We start from the raw sequence: 22,446 nt of genomic DNA, 5'->3' as shown, positions 1-22,446 counted from the left end.
CGGCCCCGGAAGTCCGCCTGTGCGGGCACCGGGGCCTTGCTGTCGCGCTGGCCCCCGGAGCAGGGTCCGGTTCCCCCGGCCGCGGGGCTCGACCCCCCGGCTAACCCCAGAAGGCCCTGACCTCCTCCGCCAGACGCGCTCCCTGCTCCAGCCCGGCCGCCGCGGCGTCAGGCGCGCGGTCCGGAATCATCAGGTTGTCGCCGAAAACCTGCTCCGTCCTGGCGTCGGGCAGGACGACCAGGACGCGGGAGCCCGCCGCCTCGAGCTGTGCGCGCTCCTTCTCCAGCATCTCGTGCCCCAGGGCGTACTTCGGTCCGCCCATGGGGGCGATGATGAGCACCCGCCGGCAGCCCAGGGCCTGGTCGGCATGGGTGCCCGACCGGGCGCCGCCATCGATGTAGCGGCGCCCGTTGATCGTCACCGGGGGCAGGAGGTTGGGTACGGCGCAGCTGGAGGCGATGGCGCGGGCCAGCGGAGCGCCCGACTCGCGCGTCCAGATTACGGCCTCGCCGGAGGCCTCGTCCACGGCGGAGATGCGCAGCGGCTTTGGCGGCCACGTCGCCCCGCCCAGCGGCGCCGCGACGATGCCCACCCACTCCTCCTCGGTGAGACCGGTTCCGGTGGCCACTTTCGCCACCGCCTCCGGGGGGAGGGCCAGTCCGGCCTGTACCAGCCCCGCGAGCTGTGCGGGCTGGGCGCCTCCAGCCACCAGCGTGCCCACCACCGACCCGGCCGAGGTGCCCACCACCAGGTCTGCATCCTCCAGCCGCACTCCCGCCTCTGCCAGCGACGTCCAGAGCCCGAGCATCCAGGCGATGCCCAGGATGCCGCCGCCTCCCAGTACGAGCGCCCGTTCCGTCATCGCAATCGCCTCCTTAGAAAACCTGGTTCACTGTCGCCCCTGCGCCCTCGGCCGGCGCCTTTCGGGCCGCCCTGCGCCCAGTATGGCATGGCTTCACGTGGGAGATACTGTGTCCTGGTGTGCGTCGCAGGGCCAGAAGGCGTGGCCCGTGGCGCCAGAGCGATAAAGTCGAAACATTTTGACCGTAACCCTTCAGGGCGCTTGAGCGTCACTAACTACGGATGCCACTTAGAGTGGTTCTAAATGAAAAGGAGGGTCAATTTCATGCGCCTCGTTGGCAAGCCCGCTCCCGATTTCACCATGCTGTCCACCAAGGATCTGGAGAAGCTCGACCAGACCGTGAGCCTCTCTGACTACCGCGGCAAGTGGCTGGTGCTCTTCTTCTATCCTGCTGACTTTACCTTCGTTTGTCCCACCGAGATCACCGCCTTCAACGACCGGGTGCAGGAGTTCAAGGACCTCGACTGCGAGATTCTCGGCGTCTCCGTCGACTCCGTCTACTCGCACCGGGCCTGGATCAAGACGCCGAAGGAGAAGGGCGGTCTCGGCCCCGTCAACTATCCGCTGGCTTCCGACATCACCAAGGAGGTCTCCCGGGCCTACGGCGTGCTGATCGAGGAGGAGGGCGTCGCCCTGCGCGGCCTCTTCATCATCGACCCCGAGGGCATTGTGAAGTACCAGCTGGTCCACGACAACAACATCGGCCGCAACGTGGACGAGGTACTGCGGGTCCTGGAGGCCCTGCAGGCCGGTGGCCTGTGCCCGGCCAACTGGAAGCCCGGCGAGGCCCTGCTGGAAGCCAAGTAGCAAGCTAGGAGGAGGTCTTCAGCATGCCCATGCGCCTCGGCAGCCCGATGCCTCCGCTGGAGGGGGAGACCGGGCGCTATAACGCCGAGGGGTTCGACCCCGCCGCTCTGGCGGGCAGCCCCGTCCTGATCCACTTCTGGTCGGTTTCCTGCCACATCTGCCACGAAGTGATGGACCAGGTGTCGCAGCTCAGGGACCAGTACCAGCCGAAGGGGCTGAAGGTGGTCGCCATCCACATGCCCAAAGAGGAGGGCGACCTGGACACGGCCAAGGTCGAACGGGACATCGAACACTACAAGATGACGCAGCCCGTCCTGCTCGACCACCAGCACAAGCTGGCCGAGGCGTTCCAGAACCAGTTCGTCCCCGCGTTCTTTCTCTTCGATGCGCAGGGAAACCTCTTCTTCCGGGCTGCCGGCGACAAGGGGCTGCAGAACCTCGGACCCAAGCTGGCGCAGCTGTTCGCATAATGCTTTCGCACCACGGCGGTCGCCTCCATGCGAGGCGACCGCTACTTCTTCTGGCGTAGGGCCGGGGCCCCAGAAAGGCCCGTGCCGAATCCACAAGCGTACTGATGGGCGGGCCCGCCCTGCGCTGGTATACTGCTGCCAGATGGGCTGGCGCGGCCAGGCCGCGAGGAGGCGAGGGCATGGGCTGGAAGACGCTGCGAGATCTCCTGCCGGCGCTGGTGCTCCACGTAGCCGCCGCTGCGGTGCACGTGATGAGCACGGTCGGGCTGTCGGGGCGCCCGGGCCCCCTGTACGAGGGCGCACTCGCCTTCATGGCCCTGGTGGCTCCCATGGCCGCCCTGCTGGCCCTGCTCTCAGGTTACCGCCGGCTGGGCGCCGCCCTCTTCCTGCTTTCGTACGTCGGCGTGGCCGGGGTGACCCTGGTGGGCCACCTGGGGCTGAACTTCCTGGTGACGGCCTTCTACGCCGACCCGTCCCACCACCGGACCGCCTTCTTCGCCAGCGCCATGGCCATGCCGCCGATCCAGATCTACGGCATTGTCGAGGCCCTGCGCGCTTGGGGCCTGTTCGCCGAGCCACAGCGCCATCGGGTGCTCTCCAAATAGACGCAGGACCCTCATCCCGGGTGGGTGGGGGTCCTGGCGCGCTCAGGGAGCGGGCGCCCGCGGGGCCGGCCTCTGCCCTCAGTGCACTTCTTCCAGCGAAAGCGGCCGTCCGACGCCGGGGCCGGTGGGAGGCAGCGGCTCGGGCAGGGTCTCCGGGTCCAGTTCGGGGAAGAGGCGGTGCTGCCGGTCCGGCGCCACCAGGCCCAGTTGCACCCCGGTGGCCCGGGCCAGCACCGGGTCGAGCGCGCAGAGGTCGGAGCGGTCGATATCGCGCAGGGCCGTGCGCCCCAGCGTGACCGCCACCTGCTCCATCTCGGTGACGCAGGCATTGAGGAAGCGCTGGAGGCTCCGGGCTGCCCGGTCGACGTCCAGCCGCTCCGTCAGCTTCCCCGTGTAGACCACGAGGCTGGTGGGCGGCTCGAAGGGCACGGCCTCCGTGACCTGGTCGCCGATCAGGGCCATAATGGCGGCCGTGCCGGTGTAGACGGCGTCGGCCCCGAGCGCCATCGCCTTCAGCATCTGCCCGGGGGTGATCAGGCCGCCGGCCGCGATCAGGGAGACGTCGCCGGTGGCCATCTGGCGCGCGAGGTAGTCCCGGGCCCGGGCCACGGCGTACAGCGTGGGCAGGCCCACGTCGTCCTGCAGCGTGGGCGCCCCGCCGTGGGTGCCGCCCTCCGCACCGTCCACGGTGATGAAGTCGACCCCGGCCTCGAGGGCCACGGCCAGTTCCCGCTCCAGGTGGTGCGTCGCCGCGATCTTCAGCCCCACGGGCACGCCGGTCTCGTCCCGGAGCCGGCGCACCAGTTGGACGAAGTCTTCCTGGGAGTTGATGCCGGGCAGCCGGGAGTGGATGAGCGCGTCCTCGCCCTCGGCGAGGCCGAAGACCTGCCGGAAGTCGGGACCGATCTGCCGGGCCGATGTCCGCTGCGGGGTGGAGCCCTGGGCCCCCTGGCCCAGCTGGATCTCGATGGCATCCAGCCGCCGGTAGAGCTCGGGCCGATTCAGCCAGCCGCCCCGGTTGTACTGGCCGATCAGGAGCCTTGCGGCCGCCCGCTCCTCCTCCAGCAGGCCGGCCTCGCCGGTGTTGGTCGCCGTGCCCACCAGCGTCGCCGCCCGGGCCAGGGCGATCTTGGCCTTCTTGCTCAGCGCGCCGCCGAACGACATGCCGGCGATGAGGATGGGGATGGCCACAGTGAGCGGCCGGCGGGCCCGCGGCCCGATGGTCACCGCAGTGTCGATGGGCACGTTCTCCGGCGTCGGGAAGCGGCAGAGGTGGACGGGGCTGAAGAGAAGCTTCTCCCACGGGGAGAGGTGGAGGGGGCTGCCCAGGGGGCGCGGCACAGGGCTTCCCTGGGCAGCCCGCATCATGATCTCCGTGGCGTTCACGCCCCCGACCTTGCGCGTGGTCGCCATCATCTCCGCGGTGGACTCCACATAGGGGTCTCGCACCATCCGGACAAGGGCACGGTCCACCGTCTCGTCGATGGCCGCGCGGAGCCACTTCTCAATGCGCCGGAGCATGCCCCGCCCCTCCCTGGCGCTCGATGGCCTTCTGGAGATCGGCCACCCGCTGAACGAGCTCGGCGCAGACGTGTTTCACCATGCCCAGCTGGCGGGCGGCGCTCTGCTCCTCCACGGCGACCTCCAGGAGCTCGCGGTGGTCGAAGCGGTTCAGGGTGTTGTAGTGCTCCCGCTCGATCATGGCCAGCGTGCCGGCCACGGTCTCGATGCGGCTCAGTTCCGAGGCGATGTAGGCGCAGGTGGTCTTCAGCTCCTCAGGGTTCATGGCGCTGACCTCCAGACGGATTTTGCTGGGTTCAGTTTGCCCAACCCGGGCCCGGCCACACCCTGTTTCCGTCCGGGCGGAAGCAACGCACCGCCATACGACAGCGCCCGACCTTCCGCTCCGGAAGGCCGGGCGCTGCGGGTTTCACAGGCCCTGCCGGCGCCGCTCGGTGACGGTCTGCCCGGCAATGCCCCAGTTGTCGGTGTCCACTTCCTCGATGATCACGAAGGTCGTCTGCGGGTTCTTGCCCAGGACCGTCTGAAGCAGGCGGGTGACTCCTTCGATGAGCTGGCGCTTCTGCTCCGGCGTGGCGCCTTCCCGGGTGATCTTGATGTTCACGTACGGCAAGTCGTCAGCCTCCTTCCCCGTGGCGTACCACCCCATTCGCTCCGCCCCTCCACCGGTTCCTTCCGAAACGTGCCTGACTGATTTCGAACCGGGCATCCGCCCCGGGCGGGCCCTCTGCAGGGTCATGACAGACCGCCTCACACGGTCGTCGGCCCTAACCCGGTGCGACCGGACGTGGTCCCTTGGCGCTACAGGACCGGCCCAATAGGTCTCTCTATCTAATAGGTACCACATTCAGAACAAAATTGATTACGATTAGGCCAGAACGCTGAAAGAGTGGGGAGCACCGACTGGAGGAGACACCGATGACCCGGACGCCGAGACGTTTCGCAATCGCGGTGAACTCCGCTTACTGCAAGGGTTGCGAGATCTGCGTGCACTTCTGCCCGAGAGAGGTGCTGCGGCTGAACGAGCGCCAGAAGGCCGAAGCGGTGGCCGCTGAGCGGTGCACGGGCTGCGGCAACTGCGAGATCTACTGCCCCGATTTTGCCATCGCGGTGACGGAAGCGGAGGAGGTGGCCGCCCATGCCTGAGGTCGCCCGACCTGCCCGCAAGAAGGTCCTGATGCAGGGCAACGAGGCCATCGTGGAGGGGGCCCTGGCGGCGGGCATGCGGTTCTTCGCCGGCTACCCGATCACGCCGTCCACCGAGATCGCCGAACTCGCCAGCGAGCGGTTGCCCCGGGTCGGCGGCCGGTTCGTGCAGATGGAGGACGAGATCGCCTCCATGGCCGCCGTGGTGGGCGCCTCCCTCGCCGGGAAGAAGGCGATGACCGCCACCAGCGGCCCCGGCTTCTCGCTGAAGCAGGAGAATCTGGGCTTCGCGCTGGCTGCCGAGGTGCCCTGCGTGGTGGTGAACGTCCAGCGCCAGGGGCCCAGCACCGGTCTGCCCACCTCGCCGGCCCAGGGCGACGTGATGCAGGCGCGCTACGGCGCCCACGGCGACTATGCCGCCATTGCGCTCTGCCCCGCCTCCGTGGGGGAGGCGTACCGGCTGGCGGTGCGGGCCTTCAACCTGTCGGAGCGTTTCCGCATGCCGGTGATCCTCCTGGCCGACGAGATTATCGGCCACCTGCGGGAATCGGTTGCCCTGCCCGACCCCGCGGAAGGGCCCGTCGTGAACCGGGCCCGGCCGACCCTGCCTCCGGGCGAGCACAAGGCCTACCGGCCCGGCCCCGACGGCGTGCCCGTGGTGCCCGACTTCGGCATGGGCTACCGCTTCCACGTGACGGGCCTCATCCACGGTGAGGATGGCTTCCCCACCAGTAACCCGCAGGTGGTGGAGGCCGCCGTGCGCCGCCTGACCGCCAAGGTCACCCGCCACCTGGACGAGGTCTATGAGGCGGAGGAGCAGGACGTGGCCGACGCCGACGTGGTGGTTTTCGCTTACGGCGGCACCGCCCGGGCAGCCCGCCGGGCGGTGCGGGAGGCGAGGGCGAAGGGGCTGAAGGTCGGCCTCTACCGGCCTGTCACGCTCTGGCCCTTCCACGACGAGCGGGTACGGGCGAGCGTCGCGGGCCGGCGCGCCGTGGTGGTGCCCGAACTGAACCTCGGGCAGATGGCCCGGGAGGTGGAGCGAGCCGCCCGCGGGAGCACCCGCGTGGTTCCGGTGGGCCGGGTCTCCGGCGAGCCGCTGGCTCCGGACGAGATCCTGGCCGCGATCGAGGAGGTGTGCTGAGGTGGCCGCTGCAGAGAAGGTCCCCGTTCACCGCTACCTGCGCCTGGGGAAGCTGCCGCACATCTGGTGCCCCGGCTGCGGGCACGGTATCGCCCTGCAGGCCCTGATCCGGGCGATCCACCACACCGGGCTCCCGCAGGACCGGACCGTGATCGTGAGCGGCATCGGCTGCTCTTCACGGGCGACCGGCTACCTGAACTTCGACACGCTCCACACCACCCACGGCCGGGCGCTGGCGTTTGCCACCGGCATCAAGATGGCCAATCCTGACCTGCACGTGATCGTCATCACCGGCGATGGCGACGCTGCGGCCATCGGCGGCAACCACCTCATCCACGCCGCCCGGCGGAACATCGGCATCACCTGCGTCTGCTTCAACAACAACATCTATGGGATGACCAGCGGCCAGTATTCGCCGCTCACGCCGACCGAGGCCCTGGCCACCACGGCCCCGTACGGCAACATCGAGACGCCGTTTGACCTGTGCGAGCTGGTGAAGGCCGCCGGCGCCAGCTACGTGGCCCGCTCCACGACCTACCACGCCCGGCAGCTGGAAAAGCTCATCGCCAGGGGGCTGCAGAACGACGGCTTCTCCTTCATCGAGGCCGTGGTGCAGTGCCCCACGTACTACGGCCGCAAGAACCGGCTGGGCGAAGCGTACCGCATGATGCAGCGCATGGCGGAGCGGTCGGTGCCGGCGAGCAAGGCCGCCGCCATGACCCCGGAGGAGCTGGCCGGCAAGATCGTCATCGGCGAACTCTGGCACCGGCCGCGCCTCGAATACACCAGGGCGTACGATGCGGTGATCGGGAAGGCGGGTGACGGGCAGTGAAGCAGATCATGCTCTCGGGTTCCGGCGGCCAGGGGATGATCCTGGCGGGCATCATCCTGGCCAGGGCCGCCGTCCGGGACGGCTTCGAGGTCACCCAGACCCAGTCCTACGGGCCCGAGGCCCGGGGCGGCGCCAGCCGCGCCGAGGTGATCCTGGACGACGAACCGATCGACTTCCCGAAGGTGACGCAGGCCGATGTGCTGCTGGCCATGACCCAGGAGGCGGCCGACCGGTTTCACACCCGGCTGCGCCCGGGCGGCACGCTCATCGTCGACCCCATGCTCGTGCACGCGGTGCCGGCGGTGGACGGCCCGGTGCACCGGGTCGAGATCACCCGCCTCGCCCGGGAGGCCACCGGCCGCACCATCACGGCCAACATCGTGGCGCTGGGGGCCCTGAACCGGATCTGCCGTGTGGTGACCGACCAGGCGTTGCTGGAGGCCGTGCTGGAGAGCGTGCCCCGGGGGACGGAGGAGATCAACCGGCGGGCCCTCGAGGCGGGGATGCGGGGGTAGCCCGAGCGGGGCCGGGTGTGCCCCTGGCCGGGGGCCTGCTGCAGCTGAGAATGGTTCTCACTGATATCCAATCTCATCCAGGAAACGACGGCTGGAACCCTTGACTCATACGAGTCCTAACGGTATCCTAGTGGTGTGTTCAGCGATATCACGGCCTGCCGCGTTGGGCCAAAGTGACCAATCTGGCGGCACACCGACAGGAATGTAGGCGTGTGCCTCAAAGGAGGAGAACAGTCCGTGGCCGTTAAGATTATCGATACTTGCATTTCGTGTGGCGCCTGCGAGCCGGAGTGCCCCAACGAGGCCATCAGCCCTGGCGATACCATTTACGTGATTGATCCGGACAAGTGCACCGAGTGCTACGGCTTCTACAGCGAGTCCCAGTGCATCGCGGTGTGCCCGGTGGAGGCCATCGTCCTCGATGAGGACCACGCCGACGACATCGACAGCCTGACCGCCAAGTTCAACCGGATGCATCCTGGCACCGAGATGAAGAACACCGACAGCTGGACGAAGCCCGGCCAGTAAACATCACCGCAAACGATTGGAGGACGAGCCTCGGGCTCGTCCTCTTTTCGTACCCTTGCGCGTCAGAACAGTCTCACAGCAGCCGCAACTGACCTGCCGCAGGTAACGTCTGATTAGCGAGAACATGGGTAGGGGTGAACCTGCGGTGGAATGGGGCAAGTTGGCGCGGCCCGTGTTGGTTGTGCTGGGAGTGTTGGCGCTCGGCCTGGCCGGTGCACTCGCCGGCGTCCATCTGCTGTTCCACCCGGCGGAAGGCTCGGTCGGAGCCGCACAGGTCAGCGCGGAGGTGGAGGTGCCCGTGACGGCCGGCCGCGGCGAGTCGGCGGAGTCGGGGGAGGCCGCGGCGGAGCCGTCCGCCGGTCAGGGCGGAGACCGGTGGGATCCGGGCGATGCGCGCGAAGCGGCTGATGGCGCGGCGGACGCGCCGGGCCAGCCGGGGCCGGACGCGGCGGACCCTTCCGGTGGGTGGGCGGGGGCCATGCAGGCCACGCACCCCCTGGCCGGCTACCAGCCGATGCCCGTCGAGCCGGTGGAGCCCCGGCTGCCGGCACCTCCGGCCTTCGTGCCCGCGGAGTGGCGGGGGCTGCACGAGGCCGTCTACGCCATCGCCTCTCAGTTCACCGGCCGCCTGAGCGTGGTGGCGGTGCACCTGACCACCGGCAGCCGGTATGAGTTCCGGCCCCGCGACCCGTACCTGCCGGCCTCCACGTTCAAGCTGCCCGTGGCCCTCTGTGTGCTGGAGGCCATCGACCGGGGCGAGCTCACCTGGGACACGCCCACCACCTACACCGAGGCGGACTGGGAGCCCGTGGGGGCCGGCCGGTTCGCAGACGCGCCCTTCGGCAGCCAGTGGACCGTGCGGAACCTGGTGGACCGTTCCATCATCTCCTCCAACAATGTGGCGGTGAAGATGCTCGCCCGCACCCTCACCTGGGACGGCCTGCTGAAGTGCACCACCGAAATCGGCGGTCCCGTCACCCGCACGGAGGAGGGCTCAACGCCGGTGACGGCCCGTGACGAGGCCGCCTGGTGGCTGCACTTCTGGCGGATGAGCCAGGAGCGCCCGGAACTGGCCGAGGAACTGCTGCGTCCGTTCCGCCGGGTTGACTACCACGGGCGCATCGAGGCCGGCACGCCGCGGCCCGAACTGGTCACCCACAAGTTCGGCAGCTACGCGGGCTACGAACACGACGGAGCCATCGTGTGGGCGGAGCGGCCTTACCTGCTGGTGGTGCTGACCTTCGGCGGGGTCGAGTACGAGGCCGACACCGCCATCCAGCGCATCGCCGCCGCTGCCTGGGACGCCATGATGAACCGGCCGGAAGGCCCGGAGGGGGTTGATCACGAAATGAGTAGTCCAGACTGACTGATGGTTGCGCGCGTGCCGCCGCACACCCAGCAGCAGCTGTGACCTTGACCCCCGAAGGGAGACGAAGTCTGTGGCGGATCTGACCGCAGTTCACGACCTGGCCCGGCGCATTCAGGAGAACGTGGGGCGGGTGCTGATCGGCAAGGAGCAGGTGATCGAACAGGCGCTGGTGGCCCTGCTGTGCGAGGGACACCTCCTGGCGGAGGACGTGCCCGGCACCGGGAAGACCATGCTCACCCGGGCCCTGGCCATCAGCCTGGGGGCCACATTCAGCCGAATCCAGTTCACCCCTGACCTGCTGCCCAGCGATGTGACCGGCCTTTCGGTGTTCAACCAGAAGACGGGTGATTTCGAGTTCCGCCCGGGGCCCATCGTGGCTCAGGTGGTGCTGGCCGACGAGATCAACCGGGCCACCCCGCGCACGCAGTCGGCCCTCCTGGAGTGCATGGAGGAGCGGCAGATCACCGTGGACGGAGTGACCCGGCCCTTGCCGCGCCCCTTCCTGGTCTTCGCCACCCAGAACCCGGTGGAGCAGGAGGGCACCTTCCCCCTGCCCGAGGCACAGCTGGACCGCTTCTTTCTGCGGCTCTCGCTCGGCTACCCGAGCCTGGAGGAGGAAGACGCCATGCTGGCCCGCCTGCAGGGGGGCCACCCGATCGAGCGGCTCGCACCGGTGGCCTCGCCGCCGGAACTGCTCGCCGCCCAGGAGGCGGTGCGCCAGGTGCACGTGGCCGACGACGTGCGCCGCTACATCGCCAGCCTCGTGCAGGCGACCCGGCGGCACCCCGACGCCGCCCTGGGCGCATCACCCCGGGGCTCGATCGCCCTGTTCCGGGCCGCCCAGGCCCTGGCGGCCATCCGGGGGCGCGTCTTCGTGGTGCCCGACGACGTGAAGGCCATGGCTCACCCGGTCCTGGACCACCGCATCGTGCTTCGGCCCGAGAGCCGCCTGCGGGGCCGCACGGCCGCCCGGGTGGTGGAGGGCGCCCTCACGACGGTGGAGCCGCCGGTGGAGGCCGTCCGGCCATGACCCGTCCGCCTGGCTGGCTCTGGGCCCTCGTGGCCCTGGCGTTCCTCATCCCCGGCCGGCCGCTCTGGGCGCTCGTCTACCTGGCGGGCGGGCTCTGGCTGGCCGTCAGCCTCGCCCTCAGCTGGGGGCTCCGGCGGCTGCAGGTGGAGCGGGTGCTGCAAGACGACCGGCTCTTCGCCGGCGAGACCCTGCCGGTGGTGCTGCGCTTCCGCAACCCGACCGGCGCACCCATCTCCTGGCTCCAGTACCTGGAGTCGCGGCCCGTCGAGCTGGCGGCCCAGCCGCTCAGCGGCATCTGCACCCTGGAGGCCGGGGAGACGGCGGAGGTGCGCTACGTCATCTACGCCCGCCGGCGGGGGCGTTACGCCATCGGCCCCCTGCGCTGGACCGCCGGGGACCCCTTCGGCCTCTTCCGCGTGCAGGGGGAGCTGGCCAACCTGACCCCGTTCGTGGTCTACCCGCGCGTCGTGCCGCTTCCGGAGCTGGGTCTGCCCGCGCAGCTGCCCATGGGCGACCTGGCGACCCGGGCGCGCCTTTTCGAGGACCCGGCCTGGATCGCCGGCGCCAGGCCCTACCAGCCGGGCGACCCCATGCGCCGCATCCACTGGGCTGCCACCGCCCGCACCGGCCAGCTGGCCTCGCGCCAGTACCGCCACGCGGTGCTGCTGCCCGCCTGCGTCTGCCTCAACCTCAACCGGGAAGACTACGACCACTTTGCCACCCAGGCGGAGCTGGCGGTGACGGCCGCGGCGTCGCTGGCCCATTACCTGGTGGAGCGGCGGCAGCAGGTGGCGCTGCTGGCGACGGGAGTGGACCCGGACGCCACCGGAGCCGACGCTGCCGCAAGGGCGGCCGTCCCCGCGGAAGAAGCAGCCGGTCCCGCCGGCGCGGAGACCGCCTCCGCGCGTCCGGAGGCCCAGTCCGTCTTCCTGCCGCTGCGCCAGGGCGACATGGCCGTCGGGGCGATTCTGGAGGTGCTGGCCCGCATCGAGGGCGCAAGCGGCCAGGATTTCGCCCGTGCCGTGGCCGAACACGCCCGGCTCCTGCCCCGGGGCACGCTGCTCTGCCTCGTCACGCCCCGGGAGACGCCCGCGCTCGCGGCCCTCTGCGCACGGCTGCCCCGGGAGGGCCGGCCCGTGCTGCTCTTCGTGCTGGACGGAGCCTCCGGTGCCCGTGACGGCTACCACGTGTGGCGGCTCAGCGAGATCCGGCCGGGGGAGGTGGTGGTGGGATGAAGCCGCTTCCCTGGCCCGAGGTGCGCGGCGTGCCCCTGCACCCTCTGGCCGATGTGGGGCTTCCCCTGCTCCTCAACGCGCAGGTCGCCCTCGCCGTGGGGCTGACGGTTGCCGGCGTGTCGGCCGTGGCCGGAAGGCCCCTGCTGCCGGGCCTCGGCTGGTGGGCCTTCCTGCTGGCCGTCGAGGGCTTCCTCTTCGAGGGGTATTTCTACGTCCGGGAGGTGGATCGGCCGCTGCTCCTCCGGGGCGTGGAGGCCGCGCTGGTCCTGCTGCTGAGCAAGCTCATCGCCACCGTCCCGGCGACGGGCCTCGGGCTGGAGGCCCTTCGGGAGTTCGCCGCCATCGAGCCGTGGGTGGGCGTTCCCCTGCTGATGCTGGCGTGGTACGGGGGCCTGAAGGCCGCCGATCTGTGCGGGGCGCTCCACCCCGGCCTGATGCCCGACCCGGGCGGCGAGCGGGTGATGGCCGACCCCCACGGTGAGGCGTTCGACGCCCTGCGGGCCCGTGTGCTCGGTCTCACCGGCCTGCTCACCCTGCTGCTGGGGCTCCTGCCCGTGCTCGGCGCCGCTGCCGACCTACGATGGCCCATCTCCTGGCGCGCCGTGCTGGCCGGCCTGATCGGGCTGGCGGCGCTGGCGGCCCTCAGCCTGGCCCTGGCGGCGCGGCTCCGGCAGGAGATCGACTGGCGGCTGGAGGGGCTTACCCCCCCGCCGGACGTGCTCGCCCGCTGGTTGCCCCAGGCGCTCTCCCTCCTCCTGCTGCCGCTGCTCATGGCCGCCCTCGTGCCGGCCGGTCCCCGGCTGCCGGTGGAGCGTCTGATCCCCCGGTTCGAGCTGGCGGATGTCGAGTTCTACCCCGAGGCGCCGCCGGCGGAAGGAACGGAGTGGCAACCGCTTCCCGGTCTGGAGGAACTGCTCGATCAGTGGGGCGTGGAACCGGTGACCATTCCGCCCTGGGTGCCGGCCTTGCTCAAGGCGGTGCTGACCCTCGCCGCCCTGCTCCTGGCGGCGCAGGTTGCCCGCATCGCCTGGCGCCAGGCGGCGGAGCGGGCCGGCGGATTTCCGCTGCTGCCCCTGCTCCGGGCCCTGGCGCGCCTGTACCTGGCGCTGCTCCAGGCCTTGTGGAGCGGCCTCCGCGGGACCGCCGCCCTGGCCGGCCGGGGCGCGGCCGAGGTGGCCCGCGGCCTGCTGGCCGGCAGCGGAGAGCTGGGACGCCGGCTGCCCGTCTGGGGCCGGCCTCCCGGTGAGCCGCGAGCGGCCGTCCGCTGGTACTTCCGTCGCCTGATGGACGACGCGCGCCGGCGCGGCGTCCAGCCCGGCCGGGCCGCCACCGCGGGGGAGTTCGGCCGGGCGCTGGCCGAGGCCGTTCCGGACGAGGCGGAGGCGGTGGCCGGGATGGTGGAGGTCTACCAGCAGGTCCGCTACGGGCCGGGCCCCGCCTCCGGGGGCCAGGTTGAGCGCTCCCGCCAGCTCTGGCGCCGCATTCATCAGGCCCTGGGCAGGGGAAAGCCTTCTTAGCAGGCGCCACGCCTGCCAGGACAGACTAGGGAAAAGATACCGCCTGACGAGGGGGTGGCCCCGTGCGTCGACCGCGCTCCCGTGCACGCCTGCTCAGCCACTACGCAGACTTCCTCGAATGCCTCCGGGGCCGCCCTGACTTGGCCGGGGCCTACCACCGGCGCGCCGTGGCGCTCGACCCCGAGGACCCGGAGATCCGCGGCCGGTACGCCGTCTACCTCGAGACGGCCTGCGGCGACTACGACGGGGCAGAGGCCGAGTACCTGGCGGGCCTCGCCAGCGCACCCAACCACCCGGACCTGCTGGGCAACTACGCCGACTTCCTCGAGCACGCCCGGGCCGACATGGACGCCGCCGAGCGCTACTACCGCCGGGCCCTGGAGGTGGACCCCGCCCACCCCAACAACCTCACCAACTACGCCACGTTCCTCACCGAGGTGCGGGGGCAGCACGACCGGGCGGAGTCGCTCTACCAGCGCGCTCTCACGGTGGCCCCGCTGCACCGGAACGCCCTGTTCAAGTACGCCCTCTTCCTCACCGACGTGAAGCGGGCCTATGCGGACGCTGTCAAGCTCTACCGGGTGGCCCACTCGCTCTACCCGGAGAACGCCGCCATCATGGCCAACCTGGCGGGGGCGCTCTTCCTGGCCGGCCGCACGGGCGAGGCCCGCACGGCGCTGCGCCACGCCCTGTCTCACCCGGCGCTGCGGCGGCCGAGTGCAGACGCCGCCGAGTGCTGGTTCTACCAGGTGGTCTACGGCGACCCCGACGAGCGGCTCCCGGCCCTCGCCCACCTGCGCCAGTTGCTCGACTCCGGCGTCCGCTCGCCCGGTTTCCGGTTGGAGCCCCACGTGGCGGCTGCCTGGGCGGAGGGCCACCCCTGGCGGGCCTGGCTCGGGCCGCTGGCGGCGGTGCTCACCGGCGAGGCGGAAGCCGACGAACTGGCCGGTTGGGCCGAGTGGGCGAAAGCGCGGCCGGGGGACGTGCACTGAACCACCAGCCGGCGGACCAGGTGACCGAGAAGAGCAAGAAGAAACCACCAGCCGCTTCCGGCGTGGTGGTTTCTTGCTTGTGTGGACGTCCGGCCCCTCGCTCAAGCCCGGACCTTCACGCCCGTCAGTTCCTCCAGCGGGCGGATGAGCGCGGCCTCGTCCTGCTGGCCGTACCCGGCGGCCCGGGCCTCCTCCAGGAGCTGCTGCGTAAGGGCCCCCAGCAGGAGCCGCACGTTCTCTTCCTTCGCCAGGGTGACCGCCAGGGCGACGTCCTTGTGCAGGTGGTCGATGGAGAAGGCGGCCTCGAAGTTGCCCGGGAAGATGAACTTGGGGATGTTCCGTTCGATCTGCGCCGAGTTGCCGGTGGCGCCGGAGATGATCTCGTAGAGTACCTTCGGGTCGACGCCAGCCTTGGTGCCCAGCACGAAGGCCTCGGCCAGGGCCGCGGCGTGAATGCCCACCAGCAGGTTGTTGCAGAGTTTCGCCACGCTGCCGGCGCCTACCGGCCCCAGGTGGTAGAGCTTCTTGCCCTCGACCTGTAGGTAGGGCAGCACCGCCTCGTAGGCGGCCTTCTCGCCGCCGCACATGATGGTGAGGGTGCCGGCCTCGGCGCCCCAGGGGCCGCCGGAGACCGGCGCGTCGATGAACTGCACGCCCTTTTCGGCGCACATCGCCGCGAGGCGGCGGGCGTCGCTCACGCCGATGGTGGAGTGGTCGACGAAGATGTCGCCCGGCCTAGCGCCCTCCAGCGCCTGCCGCAGGATCGACTCCACCACGTCGGGGGTGGAGAGGCAGGTGAAGAGAACCCGGGCGTTCCGGGCCACCTCCGCGGGGCTGGCGGCCCGCCTGCCGCCCTCGGCGACGAGTTCGTCCACCACCGCCTGGCTCCGGTTGAACAGCCAGACCGTGTGGCCGGCCCGGATCAGGTTGCGTGCCATGTGCCGGCCCATGCGTCCCAATCCGATGAATCCGAGGTCTGCCATCGAGTGAATCCTCCTCTGAAGGGTGACTCCGCTGCTTAGCTGTCCCACGTCCATGGTACCACATTCCACCGCACCGGGATGGGCGGCCGCAGCCGGATATGGTAGAGTGCTGACAGAGAAAGGGGATGAACGGATGGTCGACCTGCGCCTGATCGCCGCTGCCCGGGAACTGCTGGCCGACGTGACGCCGCTTCCCTTCGACTGCGGCACGCTCTGCGGGCACCGCTGCTGCACCGATTTTGCGCCCAACGAGGGCGTCTACCTCATCCCCGGCGAGCTGCCGCTTTTCGACGGCACCGAAACGTTCACAAGCTGGCAGTTCCACCGCACCGACGAGTACGAGTTCGCCCCGTCGTGGCAGCGCCGGTTCGACGCGGTGCCCTTCCTCCAGTGCACCCGGCTGTGCGACCGGACGAAGCGCCCCTTCGAGTGCCGCACCTACCCGCTGCTCCCCTACCTGCGGCCCGACGGCACGCTGGAGATGCGCTACTCCTTCCTGGCGAAGGGGCTCTGCCCGCTCCCCGAGCGGTACCGGGTGGACGAGCTGAACCCGGCGTTCGTCGCCGCCGCCCGGCGGGCGTGGGAACTGCTGATGCAGGACGAGGCGATGCGTGAGCACGTGCAGTGGCTCACGGCGCAGTTCGACGCCCTGGAGCTGCCGCCGCTGGAAGGCGAGGACGACGGCGCCGCCGGCCCCGGCTCCGGACCTGACGCCGGCGGGGGCGGAGGACACGGCCCTGCTGCCGGCGCCCAACCCGACGGGCACGGGGGTGACGGGCGATGACCCGCGCCCTGCCCGACTACCTGGCCCCGGGGCTCCGGGTGGTCTTCGTCGGGTTCAACCCCGGCGAGACCTCGGCCCGGGAGGGGCACTACTACGCCTACCCCGGGAACCGCTTCTACTGGCTGCTCTGGCAGTCGGGCCTGACCGACCGGCTCTACGCGCCGCACGAGGACGGGGCGCTGCTGGACCTGGGCTACGGGCTCACCGACCTGGTGGGGCGCTCCACCCCCTCCAGCGGCGACCTCTCGACTGCGGAGCTGAGGGCCGGGCGGGCAGAGCTGCTGGCCAAGCTTTCCCGGTACAAGCCCCGGGTGGCCTGCTACAACGGCAAGGGCATCTACAAGGCCCTCACCGGCCGCTCGCAGGTGGCGTACGGGCTGCAGGCCGGCTCCGTGGTGCCGGGGGTGCTGGACTTCGTGGCGGCCTCGCCCAGCGGGCGGAGCCGGGAGCCCCTGGCGGAGAAGCTGCGGCTCTACCGGGAACTGCGGGCGCTGATCGAGGGCGACTGACCCCACGCCCGGGGGTGGCGGTGCAGATGGGCGTCGCCACCCCCGGGCGTGTTCCGGACTCGGCGTGCCCGACCTGCGTGGATGCGCCGCGTCAGGTTCCCAGGTGCGCCAGGAACTTGTCTGTGGCCTTGAGGCCGATCCCGGTGAGCACGACCGCCACGCGGGACCCTGCGTCCGTCAGCCCCTTTGCCTTCAAATGGCGGACGGCGGCGGGGGCAGCGGCGGCGGTGGGCTCGACGAAGATTCCCTTCTCGGCGAGCGCGTGCGTGGCCGCCCAGATCTCCTCTTCCGAGACGGTGAGCGCGACGCCTTCGCTCCGGTAGAGGGCCTCGAGGATGCTCCGGCCCTTCACCGGCCGGGCGATGGCGATGCCCTCGGCCGCCGTGTCCTGCTTGGCCACCGCCGGGACATCGTCCAGCCGCTGCCTCCACGCATGGTAGACCGGGGCGCAGGCCGCTGCCTGCACCGCGGCGATGCGGGGCGCCCGCGGGATCAGCCCCGCCCGCACCAGGTCCGCGAAGCCCAGGTAGAGCCCCAGCACCAGGCTGCCGCCGCCGACGGGCGTGACCACCCAGTCGGGTGCCTGCCAGCCCTGCTGTTCGCAGATCTCGTAGGCGAGGGTCTTCAGGCCGGCGACGAAGTAGGGGCTCCAGTTGTGGCTGGCGTAGAAGGTCTGGCTCGCCGCGGCGAGCGCCGCCCGGGTCGTGTCCTCACGGGAACCGGGCACCTTCACGAGCTCCGCCCCGTACATGCGGATCTGTGCGGTCTTGCCGGCGGAGGTGGACTCGGGCACGAAGATGCGGGCCGTGATGCCGGCCCGGCGCGCGTAGGCCGCGATGGACGCGCCGGCGTTGCCGGACGAGTCCTCCACGATCTCCGGCACGCCCCATTCCTTCAGCTTGCTGATCATCACCGTGGACCCGCGGTCCTTGAACGATCCGGTGGGGTTGAGCTGGTCCAGCTTGAGCAGGACCGGCTGGCCGAAAAGCTCGTCGGCGGTCAGTGGGGTGAAGCCCTCGCCCAGCGACACCACGTGCTCGCTCCGTTCGATGCCCAGCGCCTCCTGGTAGCGCCAGAGGGTGGGAGGCCGATGGAGGAGGGCGTCGCGGGTGAACATCCGGTCGGACTCCAGCAGCAGATAGGCGCCGCACTGGCAGCGCCAGCGGGGTTCGGTCTCGGGGTACTGTTGCTTGCAGCGGCTGCACGTGAGCATGCATGTCCACCTCCTGCCACCAGTGTAGGGATGTGTTCCCGGCGGGGGCAAGGGCGTGGTGAGATGCGGCGTTTATGCGGGAAAGCGCAACTTCTGGGATCCTTCCGCCGTTTTGGTCAGCGGAGAGGGCGCGGAAGGGTGGTTGTTCCCTCCCGGCTCTACGACCTGTCCGCCCTGCGGAGGGTACCGTGAGTTTCCGCCGGCGCCGGTGTGATCGGGTGCACAGCTGGCGGCTGCGCCCGGGACCGGTTCCCTGCCCATGATCGCCGGGCCGCCGGCCGCTGGGCCGGAGCCACTGAGCAGCCTGCAGGGCGGGGCGGCCCTCTGCAGTGGCACGGCGGCGGCCCGCCCGAACGTTGTGGCTGCCCCCGCGGCGGCGGTCGGTTCCGGGCGCGAGGCCGCCGGCTCAACTGGCCAGTCTGCCCGGCGCGGGGTACAATGGGGGCCGGCAGTCTGCGTACCCGCGGCGGCAGCCACCGGATCCCGGGCGTGAGCAGAGGAGGAGATCGCTTGAACCTGCACGAGCTGGACCTGCGGCACCTCATCCACAACGAGGTCCGCTTCCGGGATCTTGCCCGGAAGGGGACCACCATCATCACTCGCGGCGAGGGCTCGACCGTCTACGATGTCGAGGGCCGGGCCTACCTGGACGCGCAGGCGGGCATGGTGCTGGTGAACATCGGCTACGGCCGCAAGGAACTGGGCGCGGTGGCCGCCGCCCAGATGGAGCGGCTCATGTACTACCACACCTACTTTCAGTATTCGAACGAGCCGGCGGTGCGGCTGGCGGCGAAGCTGGCGTCCCTCGCACCGAGGGGGCTCAGCAAGGTCTTCTTCACCCTGGGCGGTGCCGAGTCGGTGGAGACCGCGGTGAAGATCGCCCGGCTCTACCAGCGGGCCAGGGGGCGGAAGGAGGGCCACAAGATCATCTGTCTGGACCTCGGCTACCACGGCAACAGCCTCGGAGCGCTCTCGGCCACGGCCTTCGCGGCGCACCGGGCTTACTACGACCCGCTGGTCCCCGGCTTCGTGCACATCCCGTCGCCCGACACCTTTGAGGGGCCCTACCGGGCGGACGACCCGGAGGCCGGCGCCCGCTACGCGGCCCTGCTGGAGGAGCGGATCCTGGCCGAGGGGCCGGAGACGGTGGCCGCCTTCCTGGCGGAGCCGATCCTGGGGGTGGGCGGGATCATCGTGCCGCCCGACGATTACCTGCAGCACGTGCGGCGCATCTGCGACCGGTACGGCGTGCTGCTCATCCTGGACGAGGTGATGACCGGCTTCGGCCGTACCGGCACCCTCTGGGCCTGCGAGCAGTTCGGCGTGGTGCCCGACCTGATGTGCACCGCGAAGGGACTCACCAGCGGCTACCTGCCGCTGGGGGCCGTGCTGGTGGGCGAGCAAGTGATCGAGGCCATCGCCGAGGCCGACTTCCCCTTCGAACACGGCTTCACCTACGCCGGCCACCCCGTCTCCTGCGCCGTGGCGCTGAAGAATATCGAGATCCTCGAGTCGGAGGGGCTCGCGGAGCGGGCGGCCCGCATGGGCGAGCGGCTGAAGCAGGCGCTCATCGCCCGGGACAACCCCTACATCGCCGAGGTGCGGGGCCGGGGGCTGATGGTGGCGGCGGAGCTTGTGCGGGACCGGGCGACCCGGGAGCGGTTCCCCGAGGGGGAGCAGCCCTTCCGCTTCGCCGTCGAGGCCGCCTGCCTCCGGGAGGGCGTGATCACCGGCATCGCCCCGTACCGCGACACGCTGATGATCACCCCGCCGCTGGTGATCACCGAGGAAGAGGTGGACCGGCTGGTGGATGTTTACGACCGGGTGATCCGGCAGGAAGGGGATCGCCGGAAGCCATAGGATGAGAACTCTTCAACCGGTTCGGCCTCGACACGATCTCGACCGGCACCGCCGTGGCCTTCGCCATGGAGTGTTATGAACACGGCTTGATCACGAAGCAGGACACAGGCGGTGTTGAACTGAAGTGGGGGAGCAGCGAGGCCGCTGTGTGGCTCACCGAGATGATCGGCGAGCGGCGCGGCCTGGGAGACCTGTTGGCCGACTGCGTGAAGCGGGCCGCCGAGCGCATCGGTGGGGGCGCCGAGCGGTTCGCTGTCCACGTGATGGGCTGTGAGCCCGGCATGCACGATCCGAAGCTCGCCCCCACCTACATGGTCTCCTTCCTGCTGGACGACGCCCCGGGCACGCACATGCAGGCCCTCTACGCGCCGGGGCTCTACGCCAAGGGGATCAACCCGGCGCCCCCGCGGGAGGAGATGGCCGGGCTGGGCGAGTTCCACCGGACGCTGATGTCGCTGGGTCACGTGGTCAACTGCGCCGGCGTCTGCGCTTTCGGCTACATGTCGTACGAGGTGGATTTTGTCACCGATTTTCTCACCGCCGTCACCGGCGAGCCCTGGGATCTGGAACGGTGGAGGCTGGCGGGCGAGCGAATCGCCAACATCCGTCACGCCTTCAACCTGCGCGAGGGGCACAACATGGCTGAATGGACGGCGCACCCCCGTGTGGTCGGAAGCCCGCCCCTGCAGGCGGGGCCCCACGCCGGCTTCACGGTGGACGTGGAGACGCTGCGGCGGGACTACTTCGCCGCGATGGGGTGGAACCCGCAGACCGCCCGCCCGTCGGCCGAGCGGTTGCGCATGCTGGGACTGGACGACCTCATCGACGCCGTGGCGGAGCCGGCCGAGTCGGCCTGACGGTGCTGTCCTGCGAACCGAGGCGCTTCCGTCGCACACCAGCGCAAAGAAACTGCCCCCCTTCCGATTGGGGGCGGTTGCGCGTCTGTCACTGCCGGTTCGGCAGCGGGCACCCGTGCTCTTCGCACTGTCCCGCAGGCACGATCGCGCGCCTTCGGGCGACGAAGTCGTAGACGGGTTGCCCCAGGCCGCTGAGTCCGGCCAGGACGAGCAGCGGCCACAGCGGCCAGAGGAGGGGGAGCCGCGCTGCGATGGCCGCCACCGCCCAGATTCCCTCCGCCCACCGCCCGGTGCGGACGAACTGCACGTGGAGGCGCGCCGCCAGCCGCTCCGGCGGAATCCCCGCCCGCTCGGCCACGCCCGGGTCCCGGATGGAGACGAACCGCAGCCTTCCCAGCCAGTCGAGCCGTTCCAGGCGCCGGCGGGCCGTGGTGCAGAGCGGGCACCACCCGTCGTAGAACACGATGATCGGCTGCACGGCACGCACCTCCCGCGTCCCTTTCTGCCATTATACACGGCCGCACGCGTGGGGACTGCACGGGTACGGTGATGTGCCGGGCACCGGTCAGGAGACGCCCCGACGACTCCTGGCCGGGCCGCTGTGGTGGGGTACGGACGGCGGCGCGCCGGACCGCTCCGGCGGCCAGGAGTTCGAGGCGCACGGTAACGCAAGGGGCCCGCCTCCGGAGGAGGAGGCGGGCCCCACGGGTCTCCTCATGCCAGGTCGATGGGAATTTGCTGGCTCCGACGGATCTCCTCATGCCAGGTCGATGGGGATCTGCCTGCCCCGACGGCCCTCGGCCCGGGGCAGGTGAATCTCCAGCACACCGTGGGTGTACCGCGCGGTCACCTTGTCCGGGTCGATGCTGGGCGGAAGCGTGAAGGACCGCTCGAAGGTGGCCACGGCCTCGCGGCCGTCGCCACCGTCCAGCTGCACCCCGCGGTGCACAGCCTTGATGGTCAGAACATCGCCGTCCACGCTGACGCTCAGGTCCTCTGGGCTGACCCCGGGCACTGCCACCCGGATCACAGTCTCCTGTTCACCCTGCTGCACGTCCAGCTGCGGCGTGGGCATCGACGGTAGGGCAGGCCAGGGGCCGCCGAAGAAGTACTGCTCCCACTGGGACATCATCCGGTCGAGCATATCGAACGGATTCCACCGACGCATCGGGTAGAACATCATGGCCATACCCCTTTCTGCCGTGGATTCTGGAAGCCTCGGGACCGCTTCCTGCCTTAAATATGGCACCGCCTCCGGCTTCAACGCAAAGGTCAAAGAAAGTCAAGATCAAACGGCAGCCGCGGTGGCGGTCTGATGAGGCGCACTACCGGCCGCAAACGAACTCTTTCGCGCTCAATCTCCTTCAATCGCTGCTGGTTGGAGACACTTCCCACGTTCGTCCGGCCGGTGCCTGTTACCACCGCAGGCAGGTCATGCAGGGTCTCGCCGGCGACCTCTGACAGGGCTCGAGCAGGCCGGTGGCGGCCGAGAGTGTCAAGAAAAAGGCGTCCCCTCTGTTGGCAGGGTGCTTTTTCTTGACAGTGGCCGGGTCCATCCGGCCCTTGCCCGTCGTCAACAGACCACGAGCCAGTCATCCGGGGTCTCGCTGGCGACCTCTGACAGGGCTCGAGCAGGCCGCTGTCTGTCGGGAGTGTCCAGAAAAAGG

Annotated in this window: 24 protein-coding genes and 1 pseudogene; 17 read left to right on the top strand and 8 right to left on the bottom strand. The window is 70.3% G+C overall.

Features of this window, described 5'->3' with window-relative positions:
* Positions 1-100 precede the first annotated feature (100 nt).
* Positions 101-862, bottom strand: a complete 762-nt coding sequence (locus AB2385_RS13345; RefSeq protein WP_367655511.1) for a patatin-like phospholipase family protein — start codon at positions 860-862, stop codon at positions 101-103.
* A gap of 264 nt (positions 863-1,126) precedes the next feature.
* Here AB2385_RS13345 and AB2385_RS13340 point away from each other — a divergent pair, with 264 nt between their 5' ends.
* The 3 genes from AB2385_RS13340 to AB2385_RS13330 all read left to right on the top strand — a co-directional run bounded on the left by AB2385_RS13340 (position 1,127) and on the right by AB2385_RS13330 (position 2,744).
* Positions 1,127-1,669, top strand: a complete 543-nt coding sequence (locus tag AB2385_RS13340; RefSeq protein ID WP_367655510.1) for a peroxiredoxin — start codon at positions 1,127-1,129, stop codon at positions 1,667-1,669.
* Between the two features lie 23 nt (positions 1,670-1,692).
* Positions 1,693-2,139 (top strand): TlpA disulfide reductase family protein, encoded by a 447-nt coding sequence (locus tag AB2385_RS13335; RefSeq protein ID WP_367655509.1) that lies wholly within the window; start codon positions 1,693-1,695, stop codon positions 2,137-2,139.
* Between the two features lie 179 nt (positions 2,140-2,318).
* Complete coding sequence (locus tag AB2385_RS13330) at positions 2,319-2,744, top strand: hypothetical protein (protein WP_367655508.1); 426 nt, start codon at positions 2,319-2,321, stop codon at positions 2,742-2,744.
* 78 nt (positions 2,745-2,822) lie between these two features.
* On the opposite strand, the gene AB2385_RS13325 is transcribed toward AB2385_RS13330, so the two are convergent.
* The 3 genes from AB2385_RS13325 to AB2385_RS13315 form a co-directional block, all read right to left on the bottom strand.
* Positions 2,823-4,265, bottom strand: coding sequence for an FMN-binding glutamate synthase family protein (locus AB2385_RS13325; protein WP_367655507.1), 1,443 nt, complete (start codon positions 4,263-4,265; stop codon positions 2,823-2,825).
* Positions 4,249-4,530: a hypothetical protein gene (locus tag AB2385_RS13320; RefSeq protein ID WP_367655506.1), complete on the bottom strand. Its 282-nt coding sequence runs from the start codon at positions 4,528-4,530 to the stop codon at positions 4,249-4,251. The genes AB2385_RS13325 and AB2385_RS13320 overlap by 17 nt, the downstream gene beginning before the upstream one ends.
* A 144-nt stretch (positions 4,531-4,674) precedes the next feature.
* Complete coding sequence (locus AB2385_RS13315) at positions 4,675-4,914, bottom strand: 4-oxalocrotonate tautomerase family protein (RefSeq protein ID WP_367655505.1); 240 nt, start codon at positions 4,912-4,914, stop codon at positions 4,675-4,677.
* Positions 4,915-5,183: 269 nt separating this feature from the next.
* On the opposite strand from AB2385_RS13315, the gene AB2385_RS13310 reads away from it, so the two are divergent.
* The 10 genes from AB2385_RS13310 (at position 5,184) to AB2385_RS13265 (ending at position 14,573) form a co-directional block, all read left to right on the top strand.
* The gene (locus tag AB2385_RS13310) at positions 5,184-5,411 is read left to right on the top strand and encodes a 4Fe-4S dicluster domain-containing protein (protein WP_367655504.1); all 228 of its coding nucleotides are present in this window, start codon (positions 5,184-5,186) and stop codon (positions 5,409-5,411) included.
* Positions 5,404-6,555: a 2-oxoacid:acceptor oxidoreductase subunit alpha gene (locus AB2385_RS13305; protein ID WP_367655503.1), complete on the top strand. Its 1,152-nt coding sequence runs from the start codon at positions 5,404-5,406 to the stop codon at positions 6,553-6,555. The genes AB2385_RS13310 and AB2385_RS13305 overlap by 8 nt, the downstream gene beginning before the upstream one ends.
* Before the next feature lies 1 nt (position 6,556).
* Positions 6,557-7,387 (top strand): 2-oxoacid:ferredoxin oxidoreductase subunit beta, encoded by an 831-nt coding sequence (locus tag AB2385_RS13300; protein WP_367655502.1) that lies wholly within the window; start codon positions 6,557-6,559, stop codon positions 7,385-7,387.
* A complete protein-coding gene (locus tag AB2385_RS13295; protein WP_367655501.1) occupies positions 7,384-7,902 on the top strand; it encodes a 2-oxoacid:acceptor oxidoreductase family protein in 519 nt (172 codons plus the stop codon). Before AB2385_RS13300 ends, AB2385_RS13295 begins: the two co-directional genes overlap by 4 nt.
* A 237-nt stretch (positions 7,903-8,139) precedes the next feature.
* On the top strand, positions 8,140-8,430 hold the full coding sequence (locus tag AB2385_RS13290; protein ID WP_367655500.1) for a YfhL family 4Fe-4S dicluster ferredoxin: 291 nt from the start codon (positions 8,140-8,142) through the stop codon (positions 8,428-8,430).
* A gap of 145 nt (positions 8,431-8,575) precedes the next feature.
* A complete protein-coding gene (locus AB2385_RS13285; RefSeq protein WP_367655499.1) occupies positions 8,576-9,796 on the top strand; it encodes a serine hydrolase in 1,221 nt (406 codons plus the stop codon).
* A 73-nt stretch (positions 9,797-9,869) separates the two neighbouring features.
* Positions 9,870-10,829 carry an AAA family ATPase gene (locus AB2385_RS13280; RefSeq protein ID WP_367655498.1) on the top strand — a complete coding sequence of 320 codons (960 nt, stop codon included), beginning with the start codon at positions 9,870-9,872 and terminating at the stop codon, positions 10,827-10,829.
* The gene (locus AB2385_RS13275) at positions 10,826-12,064 is read left to right on the top strand and encodes a DUF58 domain-containing protein (protein WP_367655497.1); all 1,239 of its coding nucleotides are present in this window, start codon (positions 10,826-10,828) and stop codon (positions 12,062-12,064) included. Before AB2385_RS13280 ends, AB2385_RS13275 begins: the two co-directional genes overlap by 4 nt.
* A complete protein-coding gene (locus tag AB2385_RS13270; protein ID WP_367655496.1) occupies positions 12,061-13,581 on the top strand; it encodes a DUF4129 domain-containing protein in 1,521 nt (506 codons plus the stop codon). The genes AB2385_RS13275 and AB2385_RS13270 overlap by 4 nt, the downstream gene beginning before the upstream one ends.
* A gap of 62 nt (positions 13,582-13,643) precedes the next feature.
* Positions 13,644-14,573, top strand: coding sequence for a tetratricopeptide repeat protein (locus tag AB2385_RS13265; protein WP_367655495.1), 930 nt, complete (start codon positions 13,644-13,646; stop codon positions 14,571-14,573).
* Between the two features lie 101 nt (positions 14,574-14,674).
* On the opposite strand, the gene AB2385_RS13260 is transcribed toward AB2385_RS13265, so the two are convergent.
* Entirely contained in the window at positions 14,675-15,556 is an 882-nt protein-coding gene (locus AB2385_RS13260; protein ID WP_367655494.1) for an NAD(P)-dependent oxidoreductase, read from the bottom strand.
* Positions 15,557-15,689: 133 nt separating this feature from the next.
* On the opposite strand from AB2385_RS13260, the gene AB2385_RS13255 reads away from it, so the two are divergent.
* The gene (locus AB2385_RS13255) at positions 15,690-16,340 is read left to right on the top strand and encodes a hypothetical protein (protein WP_367655493.1); all 651 of its coding nucleotides are present in this window, start codon (positions 15,690-15,692) and stop codon (positions 16,338-16,340) included.
* A complete protein-coding gene (locus AB2385_RS13250) occupies positions 16,337-16,849 on the top strand; it encodes a mismatch-specific DNA-glycosylase (RefSeq protein WP_367655492.1) in 513 nt (170 codons plus the stop codon). The genes AB2385_RS13255 and AB2385_RS13250 overlap by 4 nt, the downstream gene beginning before the upstream one ends.
* A 91-nt stretch (positions 16,850-16,940) precedes the next feature.
* On the opposite strand, the gene thrC is transcribed toward AB2385_RS13250, so the two are convergent.
* Entirely contained in the window at positions 16,941-18,062 is a 1,122-nt protein-coding gene (gene thrC, locus AB2385_RS13245) for a threonine synthase (RefSeq protein ID WP_367655491.1), read from the bottom strand.
* A gap of 510 nt (positions 18,063-18,572) precedes the next feature.
* Between thrC and AB2385_RS13240 the strand changes: the two genes are divergently transcribed.
* Both AB2385_RS13240 and AB2385_RS13235 read left to right on the top strand, forming a co-directional pair.
* The gene (locus AB2385_RS13240) at positions 18,573-19,922 is read left to right on the top strand and encodes an aspartate aminotransferase family protein (protein WP_367655490.1); all 1,350 of its coding nucleotides are present in this window, start codon (positions 18,573-18,575) and stop codon (positions 19,920-19,922) included.
* Between the two features lie 17 nt (positions 19,923-19,939).
* Positions 19,940-20,779 (top strand): annotated as a pseudogene (locus AB2385_RS13235) (aldehyde ferredoxin oxidoreductase C-terminal domain-containing protein); the annotation flags it as partial.
* Between the two features lie 88 nt (positions 20,780-20,867).
* Here the strand turns inward: AB2385_RS13235 and AB2385_RS13230 are convergent.
* Together AB2385_RS13230 and AB2385_RS13225 are read right to left on the bottom strand one after the other, a co-directional pair.
* Positions 20,868-21,257: a thiol-disulfide oxidoreductase DCC family protein gene (locus AB2385_RS13230; protein WP_367655488.1), complete on the bottom strand. Its 390-nt coding sequence runs from the start codon at positions 21,255-21,257 to the stop codon at positions 20,868-20,870.
* 279 nt (positions 21,258-21,536) lie between these two features.
* Complete coding sequence (locus tag AB2385_RS13225) at positions 21,537-21,962, bottom strand: Hsp20/alpha crystallin family protein (protein ID WP_367655487.1); 426 nt, start codon at positions 21,960-21,962, stop codon at positions 21,537-21,539.
* Positions 21,963-22,446: the final 484 nt, after the last annotated feature.

The sequence above is a fragment of the Symbiobacterium sp. genome, assembly GCF_040797425.1.
In the GTDB taxonomy this organism is placed as follows: Bacteria; Bacillota; Sulfobacillia; order Symbiobacteriales; family Symbiobacteriaceae; genus Symbiobacterium.
Note: the sequence above shows the minus strand (reverse complement) of the source record. Positions and strands in the feature narration are given on the sequence as shown.